The sequence below is a fragment of the Amycolatopsis sp. DG1A-15b genome, from assembly GCF_030285645.1.
GTDB lineage: Bacteria > Actinomycetota > Actinomycetes > Mycobacteriales > Pseudonocardiaceae > Amycolatopsis.
Genome location: NZ_CP127296.1, coordinates 6,378,141 through 6,390,203 on the forward strand (window position 1 = coordinate 6,378,141; position 12,063 = coordinate 6,390,203).

The 12,063-nt window shown below is 71.1% G+C and carries 8 protein-coding genes; 6 read left to right on the forward strand and 2 right to left on the reverse strand.

Annotated elements, in window-relative coordinates:
* The first annotated feature begins 26 nt into the window (after nucleotides 1–26).
* The 3 genes from QRY02_RS29230 to QRY02_RS29240 all read left to right on the forward strand — a co-directional run bounded on the left by QRY02_RS29230 (nucleotide 27) and on the right by QRY02_RS29240 (nucleotide 8,434).
* Nucleotides 27–3,773 (forward strand): ABC transporter ATP-binding protein, encoded by a 3,747-nt coding sequence (locus tag QRY02_RS29230; protein ID WP_285986049.1) that lies wholly within the window; start codon nucleotides 27–29, stop codon nucleotides 3,771–3,773.
* Between the two features lie 212 nt (nucleotides 3,774–3,985).
* Nucleotides 3,986–4,510 (forward strand): DUF4291 family protein, encoded by a 525-nt coding sequence (locus QRY02_RS29235; RefSeq protein WP_285986050.1) that lies wholly within the window; start codon nucleotides 3,986–3,988, stop codon nucleotides 4,508–4,510.
* 201 nt (nucleotides 4,511–4,711) lie between these two features.
* The gene (locus QRY02_RS29240; protein ID WP_285986051.1) at nucleotides 4,712–8,434 is read left to right on the forward strand and encodes a multifunctional oxoglutarate decarboxylase/oxoglutarate dehydrogenase thiamine pyrophosphate-binding subunit/dihydrolipoyllysine-residue succinyltransferase subunit; all 3,723 of its coding nucleotides are present in this window, start codon (nucleotides 4,712–4,714) and stop codon (nucleotides 8,432–8,434) included.
* A 55-nt stretch (nucleotides 8,435–8,489) separates the two neighbouring features.
* Here QRY02_RS29240 and QRY02_RS29245 read toward each other — a convergent pair whose 3' ends face one another.
* Nucleotides 8,490–9,188: a hypothetical protein gene (locus tag QRY02_RS29245; protein WP_285986052.1), complete on the reverse strand. Its 699-nt coding sequence runs from the start codon at nucleotides 9,186–9,188 to the stop codon at nucleotides 8,490–8,492.
* A gap of 147 nt (nucleotides 9,189–9,335) precedes the next feature.
* Between QRY02_RS29245 and QRY02_RS29250 the strand changes: the two genes are divergently transcribed.
* The 3 genes from QRY02_RS29250 to QRY02_RS29260 are packed head-to-tail and all read left to right on the forward strand — an operon-like array spanning nucleotide 9,336 to nucleotide 11,513.
* Entirely contained in the window at nucleotides 9,336–9,854 is a 519-nt protein-coding gene (locus QRY02_RS29250; RefSeq protein WP_285986053.1) for a GNAT family N-acetyltransferase, read from the forward strand.
* Nucleotides 9,855–9,867: 13 nt separating this feature from the next.
* The gene (locus tag QRY02_RS29255) at nucleotides 9,868–10,848 is read left to right on the forward strand and encodes an LLM class flavin-dependent oxidoreductase (protein ID WP_285986054.1); all 981 of its coding nucleotides are present in this window, start codon (nucleotides 9,868–9,870) and stop codon (nucleotides 10,846–10,848) included.
* Between the two features lie 59 nt (nucleotides 10,849–10,907).
* Nucleotides 10,908–11,513, forward strand: coding sequence for a LysE family translocator (locus QRY02_RS29260; protein WP_285986055.1), 606 nt, complete (start codon nucleotides 10,908–10,910; stop codon nucleotides 11,511–11,513).
* On the opposite strand, the gene QRY02_RS29265 is transcribed toward QRY02_RS29260, so the two are convergent.
* On the reverse strand, nucleotides 11,510–12,061 hold the full coding sequence (locus tag QRY02_RS29265; RefSeq protein ID WP_285986056.1) for a TetR/AcrR family transcriptional regulator: 552 nt from the start codon (nucleotides 12,059–12,061) through the stop codon (nucleotides 11,510–11,512). The two genes, QRY02_RS29260 and QRY02_RS29265, sit on opposite strands and share 4 nt — an antisense overlap.
* Between the last annotated feature and the right edge of the window lie 2 nt (nucleotides 12,062–12,063).

Consider the following 12,063-nt stretch of genomic DNA (forward strand, 5'->3'; position numbering starts at 1 on the left):
TCGGTGGTGGCGCTTACTGTCACAACGTGACCGTCGCTCCGCCCCGCTCCCGTCAAGAGCTCCCACCCACCGAGACAGCCGGCTGGATCCGCCGGCTGTCCGCGGCGGCGTGGGAGCACCGTGTGCTCGTCGTGCTGTCGCTGCTCGCGGCCGCGTTCGGCGTCGGCGTGCAGGCCGCCAGCCCGTTGCTGGTGCGCACGGCGGTGGACGACGCGGTGGCCGGGCGGACCGGCGGGCTGCCCGGGATCGCCGTTTTCCTGGTCGCGCTGCAGCTGGTCGCCTTCGGCACCGCGTTCGCGCGCCGCTACCTCGGCGGGAAGCTCGCCCTCGACGTGCAGCACGATCTGCGCCAGCGCGTCTTCAACGCCGTTTCGCGGCTGGACGGCGGCAAGCAGGACGCCCTGCGCACCGGCCAGGTCGCCTCCCGCGCGATCTCCGACCTGCAGCTGGTGACCGGGATCCTGATGCAGGTCCCGCTGTCCTTCGGCTCGGTGGTCTTCGCGCTGCTGTCGTTCGTCGCGATGCTGTGGCTCTCGCCGGTGCTGACGCTGATCGCGCTGGTCGTCACGCCCGCGGTCGGCATCATCGTGGCGCGCAGCCGCAAGCGCCTCTTCCCGGCGACGTGGTCGGCGCAGCAGCGCGCGGCGGACGTCGCGCAGCAGGTCGAAGAGACCGTCACCGGGGTCCGCGTGGTCAAGGGCTTCGGCCAGGAGGCGCGGGAAGTCTCGAAGCTGGAAGCGACCGCGCGCAAGTTGTTCGGGGAGCGGCTTCGCGCGGCGAAGCTCTCGGCGGTCCCGACCGCGACCACCGCCGCCCTGCCCGCCGCCGGCCAGGTCGCCGTGCTCGGCATCGGCGGCGTCCTCGCGCTGAACGGCTCCATCACCCTCGGCACGTTCCTGGCCTTCGCCACCTACCTCGCGACGCTGATCGGCCCGGCCCGGATGCTTTCCGGCCTCGTCGTGCAGGCCCAGCTGACCCGCGCCGGCGCCGAGCGGGTGTACGAGCTGATCGACGCGCAGCCGGAGGTCGCCGACGCGCCGGACGCGCGGCCGCTGCCGGACGGGCCGCTGGGTGTGGAGCTCGACGGCGTCCGGTTCGGCTACACCCGCAGCGAACCGGTGCTGGCCGGTCTCTCGGTCACCGCGAACCCGGGCGAAACCCTCGCGCTGGTCGGCACCGCGGGCTCGGGGAAGTCGACGATCTCGTTGCTGCTGCCCCGGTTCTACGACGTGCACGAGGGCGCGGTGCGGGTCGGCGGCCTCGACATCCGGGACGTCCCGCTGCGGCAGCTGCGGCAGGCGATCGGCGTGGTGTTCGAGGAGGCGTTCCTGTTCTCCTCCTCGATCCGGGACAACATCGCCTACGGCCGTCCGGACGCCACCGAGGAGGAGGTCGTCGCGGCGGCCAGGGCCGCGGAGGCGGACGGCTTCATCCGCGCGCTGCCGGACGGCTACGACACGCTCGTCGGCGAGCGCGGGCTGACGCTCTCGGGCGGGCAGCGGCAGCGGCTCGGGCTGGCCAGGGCCCTGATCACCGACCCGCGGATCCTGGTCCTCGACGACGCGACCTCGGCCATCGACACCGTCACCGAAGCGGCGATCCACGACACCCTGCGCTCGGTCACCGCGGCCCGGACCACGCTGCTGATCGCCCACCGGCGCTCCACCCTCGCCCTGGCCGACCGGATCGCGGTGCTGGACGAGGGCCACGTCGTCGACGTCGGCACCGAAGCGGAGCTGATGGCGCGCTGCCCGCTGTTCCGCGAACTCGTGGCCGGCCCGGGCGACGACGTCGAAGAGAAGCACCGCTGTGAGGGTCTCGACCTCGGCCCGGGTGGGGTCACGCCCTCGCTGTGGCCGCGGGACGAGAACCGCGACGAGGTCGACGCGCTGGCCGAAGCCGCGCGCCTGCGCAGCGGCGACCCGAACAGCAGCGGGTTCGTCGGCGGGGGCGGCGGCCTGGACGTGCCGCCGACACCGGAGCTGATCGAGGGCGTGCGCAAGCTGCCGGCCGTCGTCGACGAGCCGCGGCTGCCGGACGTGGACGTCACCGCACCCGACCCGAAGTTCCGGCTGGCCGGGCTGCTGCGGCCGGTCCGCGGGCCCCTGTTCCTGGTGATCGGGCTGGTGGCGGCGGACGCGCTGGCGTCGATCGCGCTGCCGGGGCTGTACCAGTTCGGCGTCGACCACGGGGTGCGCACCGGTGTCGAGTGGATGATCTGGCTGGCCGCCGGGATCGGCGCCGCGGTGATCGCGGCCGACTGGCTGGTGGTCTTCGCGCAGACGCGGCTGACGTCACGGGTGGGCGAAACGGTGCTGTACGCGCTGCGCGTCCGCAGCTACGCGCACCTGCAGCGGCTCGGGCTCGACTACTACGAGCGGGAGCTGTCCGGGAAGATCATGACCCGGATGACGACGGACGTCGACGCGCTTTCGACGTTCCTGCAGACCGGGCTCGCCACCGCGGTGGTCAGCGCGCTGACGCTGGCCGGGATCACGGCCGCGCTGCTGGTCACCGACGCCGGGCTGGCGCTGTACGCGCTGGCGATGGTGCCGGTGCTGGCGGTGGCCACGGTGATCTTCCGGCGCTCGGCGTCGAAGGCGTACAACGAGGCCCGCGAGCGGGTCAGCGTCGTGAACGCGGACATGCAGGAGAACGTCAGCGGGCTGCGGGTCGCGCAGGCGTACACGCGCGAAGACCGTTCCGCGGAGGCGTTCGCCTCACGCAGCGACGACTACCGGCGCTCGCGGCTGCGGGCCCAGCGGTACGTGGCGACGTACTTCCCGCTGGTGGCGCTGATGTCGGACCTGGCGACGACGACGGTGCTGGTGGCGGGGGCCAACCGCGTCTCGGCGGGCACGCTGTCGGCCGGTGTGCTGCTCGCCTTCCTGCTGTACCTGCAGCAGTTCTTCTCGCCGATCCAGCAGCTGTCGGCGGTGTTCGACGGCTACCAGCAGGCGAGCGTCGGCCTGAACCGCATCGGCGACCTGCTGCGGACGCCGACGTCGGTGCCGGCGGCGGAGAAGGCGGTCGCGGTGCCGGCCCGGCTGCGCGGCGAAGTCTCGTTCAAGGAGGTCGAGTTCTCCTACACCGGCGCCGAGACCCCGGCGCTGGCGGAGTTCTCGCTGGACGTCGCGGCCGGCGAGACGATCGCGCTCGTCGGCGCGACCGGCGCCGGGAAGTCGACGGCGGTGAAGCTGGTGGCGCGCTACTACGACGTCACCGGCGGCGAGGTCCGGATCGACGGCACGGACGTCCGGGAGTACGAGCTGGCCGGCCTGCGGCGCCGGATGGGCGTGGTGCCGCAGGAGGCCCACCTGTTCTCGGGCACGGTGGCCGACAACGTCCGCTACGGCCGTCCGGACGCCTCCGACGCGGAGGTCGAGGCGGCGGTCCGCGCGGTGGGCGCGCTGGACGGCGTCGCGGCCCTGTCCTCGGGCTTCCTGCAGCCGGTGGGCGAGCGCGGCCGCTCGCTGTCGGCGGGCCAGCGCCAGCTGGTGGCCTTGGCGCGGGCGGAGCTGGTGGACCCGGACGTCCTCCTGCTCGACGAGGCAACGGCGGCCCTGGACCCCTCGACGGAGGCGGCGGTCCTGCGGGCCACGGAGACGGTGGCCCGCCGTCGCACGACGTTCGTGGTCGCCCACCGCCTCGCGACGGCGGCCCGCGCGGACCGCATCGTGGTCCTGGACCACGGCCGCATCGTGGAGACCGGAACCCACGAAGAGCTCCTGGCCGCCAACAGCCACTACGCCCGCCTCTGGGCCCTCGGCTGACCGTGCGAAAAGGGTCGACACGCGTGATGGAAAGGTCGACACGCGTGATTGAGGAGTCGACACGCCGGATCGCCCGAGCCTCGCCGTGTCGACCCTCCAATCACGCGAGTCGACCTCCCAGTCACGCGAGTCGACCTTCCAATCACGGGTGATGCCCTCTTGCGCACGAAAGTTCGTGGCCGGAGGGCCGGGGCGCTGGGAGCATGGCGGGCATGTTCGAAGAGAAGCGGGTTCCCGACCGGCAGGTCCGGGCGGCGCAGACCGAGACGACCGTCCGGGTCTACCAGGCCTGCTCGCCCGCTGTCGCCGATGCCGCGCTCGAGAAGCAGGCGTTCGAGCGGGGCGGGACGGTGCGGGTCACGCCGTCGTTCCGGCTCGCGGCCCACGACAGCGGCAACGGGCGCAAGCCCGGCCACGAGCGCATCCTGGCGGTCGAACTCACCCGTCAAGGCTTCGAGCAGGCGCTGGCCCACGGGCACGTCCAGTGGGAAGCGGAGCGAGACCTCGACCACACGGCGCTGAACTTCCAGGCGATCCGGCTCGCCTTGAGCAGCGAGGCCGTCGACCACTACGTCGACGAGTGGATCACCGCCGTCACCGATGTCACACCGGTCATGCGGGACATCGCCGGTCTCCTGGCCACCGACCAGCTGCACCTGGCGGTCAAGCTCGTGCCGTACGAGCCGCCGTACCCGCTCGGCGAAGACCTCGCCGAGGCCATCGGCGCGACGGGCTGAGGACAGCCTGGGAACCCTGTACCCGGTCCAGCGCTTAAGGTTCCCTTAGCACATCTTGATCGAGTCAGTGACCGATACCCTAGTGCGCCTCGCCTCACACAGGCCGGTTCCATCACATCGCGGTCACCGAGGGGGTTAGCCTGGTAGGCGCATCAGCGGATTCAAGATCGAGATCGAGACGGATAGAGGCGAGCCCCAGCCGTGTCCAGCAGCAGCCCTGCGTCACAGTTCGGCCCCAACGAGTGGCTGGTCGAAGAGATGTACGACCAGTTCCTCGCAGACCCTTCTTCAGTCGATGCCGCCTGGCACGACTTCTTCGCGGACTTCAAGCCGACGCAGAACGCGCAGGCCAAGGCGGACAACGCCCGGCAGCAGCAGTCCGACGCCAAGGCCGCCACCAACGGCCAGGCCTCCCAGCCGTCGGCCGGAGCGGTGCGGAACGCCGAGTCGGCGGCCAAGCAGTCGGCGACCAAGTCGGCCCCGGCCACGGCGGCGCCCGCGAAGGCGGCCCCGAAGCCGGAGCAGAAGGCAGCGCCGAAGCCGGCCGCGAAGGCCGAGCCCAAGGCCGACGCGAAGAAGGAAGAGCCGGAGTCGAAGCAGCTGCGCGGCGCCGCGGCGGCCATCGCCAAGAACATGGACGCCTCGCTGAGCGTCCCGACCGCGACCAGCGTGCGCGCGGTCCCGGCGAAGCTGATGGCGGACAACCGCATCGTCATCAACAACCACCTCAAGCGCACCCGCGGCGGCAAGATCTCCTTCACGCACCTCATCGGCTACGCCATGGTGCGGGCGCTGAAGGCCTACCCGAACATGAACCGGCACTACCAGCTGATCGACGGGAAGCCGTTCGCGGTCACGCCGGAGCACGTCAACTTCGGGCTCGCGATCGACATGAAGGGCAAGGACGGCTCCCGCACGCTCGTCGTGGCCTCGATCAAGGGCTGCGAGGACATGTCGTTCCTGCAGTTCTGGCAGGCGTACGAGGAGATCGTCAAGAAGGCCCGCAACAACAAGCTGACGGCCGACGACTTCTCCGGCACCACGATCTCGCTGACCAACCCGGGCGGCATCGGCACCAACCACTCGGTGCCGCGGCTGCAGGCCGGCCAGGGCGCCATCATCGGCGTCGGCGCCATGCAGTACCCGGCCGCCTTCGAGGGCACCAGCGAGAAGACGCTGGTCGACCTCGGCATCAGCAAGATCATGACGCTGACCTCGACCTACGACCACCGCATCATCCAGGGCGCGGAGTCCGGCGAGTTCCTCAAGCGCATCCACCAGCTGCTGCTCGGCGAGGACGGCTTCTACGACGACGTCTTCACCAGCCTGCGCCTGCCGTACGAGCCGATCCGCTGGGTCGCCGACATCCCGGACGGCCCGGTCGACAAGACCGCCCGCGTGATCGAGCTGATCGACGCGTTCCGGATGCGCGGCCACCTGATGGCCGACACCGACCCGCTGAACTACCGCCAGCGCAGCCACGCCGACCTGGACGTCCTGTCCCACGGTCTCACCCTCTGGGACCTCGACCGCGAGTTCCCGGTCGGCGGCTTCGCCGGCCAGGAGCGGATGAAGCTGCGCGACATCCTGGGCGTGCTGCGCAACTCCTACTGCCGCACGGTCGGCATCGAGTACACCCACATCCTCGACCCCGAGGAGCGCCGCTGGATCCAGGAGCGCGTCGAGATCCCGCACGAGAAGCCGGACCCCGCGGTCCAGAAGTACGTGCTCTCGAAGCTGAACGCCGCCGAGGCGTTCGAGACGTTCCTGCAGACCAAGTACGTCGGCCAGAAGCGCTTCTCGCTCGAAGGCGGCGAGACGGCGATCCCGCTGCTCGACACGCTGCTGGACAAGGCCGCCGAGCACGAGCTCGACGAGGTCGTCATCGGCATGCCGCACCGCGGCCGGCTGAACGTCCTGGCCAACATCGTCGGCAAGCCGATCAGCCAGATCTTCCAGGAGTTCGAGGGCAACCTCGACCCGGGCCAGGCGCACGGCTCCGGTGACGTGAAGTACCACCTCGGCGCCGAGGGCAAGTACTTCCGCATGTTCGGCGACGGCGAGACGAAGGTCTCCCTGACCGCCAACCCGTCGCACCTGGAGACCGTGGACCCGGTGCTCGAGGGTATCGTCCGCGCGAAGCAGGACCTCCTGGACAAGGGCGGCGAGGGCTACACCGTGCTGCCGGTCCTGATGCACGGCGACGCGGCCTTCGCGGGCCAGGGCGTCGTCGCCGAGACGCTGAACCTGTCGCTGCTGCGCGGGTACCGCACCGGCGGCACCGTGCACGTGATCGTCAACAACCAGGTCGGCTTCACGACCGCGCCGGAGCACTCGCGCTCGTCGCAGTACGCCACCGACGTCGCGAAGATGATCGGCTCGCCGATCTTCCACGTGAACGGCGACGACCCGGAGGCCGCGCACTGGGTGGCCAAGCTGGCCGTCGAGTACCGGCAGGCGTTCCACAAGGACGTCGTCATCGACCTGATCTGCTACCGCCGCCGCGGCCACAACGAGGGCGACGACCCCTCGATGACGCAGCCGGCGATGTACGACATCATCGACACGAAGCGTTCGGTGCGGAAGACCTACACCGAGTCGCTGATCGGCCGCGGTGACATCTCCGTCGAAGAGGCCGAAGCCGCGTTGCGCGACTTCTCGAGCCAGCTGGAGCACGTCTTCAACGAGGTCCGGGAGCTGGAGAAGCACCCGGCGAAGGCGAGCCCCTCGGTCGAGGAGGAGCAGCAGGTCCCGGCCAAGGTCGCGACGGCGATCACCGGCAAGACGCTGGAGCACATCGGCGACGCGTTCGTGAACGTGCCGGAGGGCTTCACGCCGCACCCGCGCGTCAAGCCGGTCATGGAACGCCGTCACAAGATGTCCCGCGAGGGCGACATCGACTGGGCGTTCGGCGAGCTGCTCGCGTTCGGGTCGCTGGCGATGGAGGGCCGCCTGGTGCGGCTGTCCGGCCAGGACTCACGGCGTGGCACGTTCACCCAGCGGCACTCGGTCTTCATCGACCGCAAGACCGGCCAGGAGTACTCGCCGCTGCAGAACCTGGCCGACGGCCAGGGTCGCGTGATGATCTACGACTCGGCGCTGTCGGAGTACGCGGCCGTCGGCTTCGAGTACGGCTACTCGGTGGCCAACCCCGAGTCGCTGGTCATGTGGGAAGCGCAGTTCGGTGACTTCGTCAACGGCGCGCAGACCGTCATCGACGAGTACATCTCCTCCGGCGAGGCCAAGTGGGGCCAGCGCTCGGACGTCGTGCTGCTGCTGCCGCACGGCCACGAGGGCCAAGGCCCGGACCACACGTCCGGCCGCATCGAGCGGTTCCTCTCGCTGTGCGCGGAGGGCTCGATGACGGTGGCGGTGCCGTCCACCCCGGCGAACTACTTCCACCTGCTGCGCCGCCACGCCCTCGACGGCATCCAGCGCCCGCTGGTCGTCTTCACGCCGAAGTCGATGCTGCGCAACAAGGCGGCGACGTCGGCGGTCGAGGACTTCACCGGCGAAAGCCGCTTCATGTCCGTCATCGACGACGTCACCCCGGACCCGTCGAAGATCCGCAAGGTGCTGCTGACCTCCGGGAAGCTGTACTGGGAGCTGGTGGCCGAGCGGACGAAGCGCGAAGCCGACGACGTCGCGATCGTGCGGATCGAGCAGTACTACCCGCTGCCGAAGAAGAAGCTGCTGGCGGCCCTGGAGCGCTACACGAACGCGACGCAGGTCGCGTGGGTCCAGGAGGAGCCGGAGAACCAGGGCGCGTGGCCGTTCTTCGGCCTGAACCTGCCCCGGAAGTTCCCGGAGGTGCTCTCGGGCCTGCAGGTCGTCTCGCGCCGCCCGATGGCGGCCCCGTCGGCCGGCTCGTCGAAGGTGCACGAAGTGGAGCAGAAGGCGCTGATCTCGAAGGCGTTCGACTGATCGCTTGAAACAGGCCTCCTCACGGTTCGCCCGTGAGGAGGCCTTTTTCGGGTGTTCAGCCGAGCGATTCCGAGGCGGCTTTGGCCAGGCTGTGCGCGTTGCGGCGGCACCGTTCGAGGTTCCGGTCGGCCGTGTCGGCGGCCGTGACGACCACGGTCACGTCGACGTTGCCCTGGTAGAACCGCACCCCGCACTGCATGGCGCCGCTCTGGTCGTAGTCGACGTCCGCGGCTTTCGTCGCCTTTCCGATCTTCTCGGTGATCGGCTTCGCGCCGCGATCCACTTCGGTGTCGTAACCCGCCTTCGCGTACCCCGGTCCCGCTCCCGAGGCCGGGCGCAGCGACTTCGCGAGCATCATCGACACCGTGCCGGACGACGAGCCGGACTTCGTCCACGAGCAGCTCAGCTGCGAAAGCTGGATCTGGTCGTCCGAGGTGCTCGCCGGCTCCGCCGGGCCATCACTCGACAGGGGCGGCAAGTTGTTCATCCGGCTGCCGACTTCGCTGCACCGGGGCAGCGAGGTGTACTTGTCGGCCTCGCCCGCCGGAGCCGTCGAGCTCGCCGCGGCCGTCGACTGCCTGCGGTCCGCCGTCACCAGGAAGAACGCGCCGACACCCACCCCGGCCAGCACCAGCACGCCGACAACCACGAGCACGACGACCAGCACCGTCTTCCCCCCGGACTTCGGCGGCGGGTAGCCGGGATACTGCGGCGGCTGGTACTGCGGATACGGGTACTGAGGTCCTTGCTGCACGAATCGGACACTAGGCCATTCGCGCAGCTCGAGCGGGCCGTTCACCCGAAATCGCCCGTGCTCTCCGCAGGCGGTGAACCGGGGGCTGCGCACAACGGCCCTGAAACCCGATTGCCGTCCACCGCCGGCCGGGGCAAGGTAGCGATCATGCTGATCCGCCGTGAGCTGCCTGGCGACCAGGCCGCGATCCGCGCCGTCCACAGCGAAGCCTTCCGGCGCGAAGCAGGCGTCACCCCGGTCGAAGCACCGCTGGTGGACGAACTCCGCGCCGAAGGCGCCCTGATCAGCGCCCTGTCGCTGGTCGCCGTCCGCGAGGGTGCCGTCGTCGGGCACGTGTGCTGCAGCCGGGCCCGGCTCGGCGACGACACCGCGGCCGCGGTCGGGCTCGGCCCGCTCGGTGTGCTGCCCGCGCACCAGGCCGTCGGCGTCGGCTCGGCACTGGTGCACGCCGTCGTCGCCGTGGCCGATGCCCTCGGCCACGGCCTGGTCGTCCTGCTCGGCGAGCCCGCCTACTACTCGCGGTTCGGGTTCGTCGCGTCGGCGGACCTGTCGATCACGGCTCCGGAGCCGCGGTGGGGCCGAAACTTCCAGGCGCGGACGCTGGCCGCGTACGAACCCACCCAGGCGGGCGCGTTCGAGTACGCGCCCGCGTTTTCCCGGATCTGAACAGGAGCCGCGCGTGTACACACCGACCTCGTCCGTGGGGGTGCGGATCAACCGCGAGCAGCCGCCGGCCAAGCTGCGCGACCTCGCCCGCCAGGCCGAAGACGCGGGGCTCGACGAGCTCTGGCTGGTCGAGGACTGCTTCTGGGCGGCCGGCGTCGCCACGGTCGCGACGGCGCTGGCGGTGACGTCGACGATCAAGGTGGGCATCGGCGTGCTGCCGGCGGTGGCGCGCAACCCGGCGATCGCGGCGATGGAGGTCGCGGCGCTGGCCGAGCTGCACCCGGACCGGCTGATCGCCGGGTTCGGCCACGGCGTCGCGTCGTGGATGCGGCAGATCGGGGCGTACCCGGAGTCACCGCTGGCGGCGCTGGAGGAGACGCTGCTGGCGGTCCGGCGGCTGCTGGCGGGCGAGCGCGTCTCGATGGACGGCCGGCACGTGCACTTGGACGAGGTCGAGCTGGTGTTCCCGCCGGCGTCGCCGCCCCCGCTGGTGGCGGGCGTCCGCCGCCCGAAGTCCCTGGCGGTCGCGGGTGCGGCGGCGGACGGCACGATCCTCGCCGAGCCGGCCCCGCCGGAGTTCGTGCGGACGGCGCTGGCGGGCATCGCACCGGGCCGTGCGGCGGGAGGCGCGCCGGCCCACCACGCGGTGGTGACGTACAACTGGCTGGCCCTGGGCGACCGCGAGCGGGCGCGCCGGACGGTCGCGGAGTCCCTGAACCCCGGGTCGCGGGTGCAGGTGGAGGGCCTGCCGTTCGCCGACGAGCTGCTGGCCCTGATGGACTCGACGTCCACAGTGGACGAACTGGCGGCGGGCCTGCGTCCGGAGTGGATCGACCGCTTGGCCGTCTGCGGCGACGTCGACACCTGCGCGGCGGCGGTCCGCGCGCTGCACGAGGGCGGCAGCGGTTCGGTGGTGCTGCTGCCGCTGCCGGAGGAGCCCCCGGAGCGGGGCATCGAAGACGCGGCTCGGGTGGCGGCGGCCGTGCGCGGCTGAGGTCTCACGGGCCGGAAAAAGGAGTTCGTGCGGGACGGCCGGCGTGCCACGATCGAGCCATGCCGGTCGACCAGCACCTCCTCCTGGCCTTCCTCGTCACCACCGCGATCGCGATGGTCACTCCGGGGCCGGACATGCTCTTCATCCTCGGCTGCGGCATGCGCGGCGGCCCGAAGGCCGGCCTGCTCGCCACCGCCGGGGTCGCCACCAGCGAAGCCATCCACGTCGCCGTCGCCGCGGCCGGGCTGGCCGCGCTCTTCGCCGCCGTGCCCGTCGCCTTCACCGTCGTGCGGGTGGCGGGTGCCGCCTACCTCATCTACCTGGGTGTCCAGGCCATCCGGAACCGCAAGCCGCTCGTCGAACGGAAAAGCGACCGCGCCTACCTCAGCGGCCTGCTCACCAACCTGCTCAACCCGAAGATGGTCACCTTCACCATCGCCTTCCTGCCGCAGTTCATCGACCCGGCGAAAGGCCACGTCTGGCTGCAGTTCGCGGTCCTCGGCGCGATCATGATCGTGTTCGAGTTCCTCGTCGACGGCACCGTCGGCGTCCTCGCCGGCCGCGTCGGCGGGTGGGTCCGGCGGAAGAAGAACCAGCGCCGCATCGAGGTCGCCACCGGCGGCATCTTCATCGGTCTCGGCGTGAAACTGGCCGTGGACCACTAAGCGCGCAGGCCGTCGACGATCACCGCCACGATCCGGGGTGCGCGCTCGGCCCAGGCCGCTTCAGGAATCCTCGACAGCGCCCCCAAAAGCAGGATGACGTCCGCGGCGTCGACGCCCGCGCGGATCTGCCCGGCCGCCTTTCCCTGGTCCAGCAGCGTTTCGAGCGCACCATCGAGCCGGTGATGCTGGCCGGAGTACAGGTCCTGCCACGCCGGCACCTCGAGCGCCGCCATGACGCCGCGTTTGACGCGGGCGTACTCGACCAGCCGGTCCAGCCACCGAGCCAGCGCGTCCAGCGGGGCGTGCTCCGCCAGCAGCGGCGCCACCGAGCCGACGAGCTGGCTCAGCTCTCCCCGGTACACCTCCGCCAGCAGGTGCTCGCGCGTCGGGAAGTGCCGGTAGAGCGTGCCCTGTCCGACGCCCGCGGCCTTGGCGACCCGGTGCAGCTTCAGCTCGGCCGCCGCGCCGTTGGACTCGCTCAGCTCCGCCCGCGCGGCCTCGACGATCCGGTCGCGGTTGGCGACGGCGTCCGATCGGCGCTCGCGCAAGA

Coding starts and splice junctions, on each gene's coding strand:
- QRY02_RS29235 (WP_285986050.1), top strand. CDS start 3,986: ATGTTCGAAGAGAAGCGGGTTCCCGACCGGCAGGTCCGGGCGGCGCAG.
- QRY02_RS29250 (WP_285986053.1), top strand. CDS start 9,336: ATGCTGATCCGCCGTGAGCTGCCTGGCGACCAGGCCGCGATCCGCGCC.
- QRY02_RS29260 (WP_285986055.1), top strand. CDS start 10,908: ATGCCGGTCGACCAGCACCTCCTCCTGGCCTTCCTCGTCACCACCGCG.